At 51.5% G+C, this 363-nt stretch carries 1 protein-coding gene; it reads right to left on the bottom strand.

Features of this window, described 5'->3' with window-relative positions; all coding sequences use genetic code 11:
- Positions 1-363, bottom strand: a 363-nt coding sequence (locus EMM73_RS20160; protein ID WP_222422717.1) for a hypothetical protein, incomplete at both ends; no start/stop codon positions are given.

Here is a 363-nt window from a genome sequence, read left to right on the forward strand (position 1 = left end):
TGACGGCTGGTGACATTGCCCACATAGTCAAAGCCGTAGTTGTAGCTCTGAATAGTGGTACCTCCCTTTGTCACTGTGTTGCCTTTCAGCCAGCCTGTATCATCACCATAGGTGAAACTTGCAGTCACTCCATTGCCATAAGTCACACCCGTGCTCTGGCCTCTGGCGTTCACTGCTGTGGTCAGGTGATACACTGTGCCTGCACTGCCACTGCTGTAGTCTGTAGTTTTATAAGCCGCACCATAGCTGTACTCAGTACGAATTTTTGGGCCTGTGATGCTGCCTACTGTCGGGTACGTCAGCTCATAAGGCCGGCCATAACTATCGTAGGTGCTTGATGTGGTATAACTCGCTCCGCCTGTG

Source organism: Rheinheimera sediminis (genome assembly GCF_004005375.1).
Classification (GTDB): Bacteria; Pseudomonadota; Gammaproteobacteria; order Enterobacterales; family Alteromonadaceae; genus Pararheinheimera.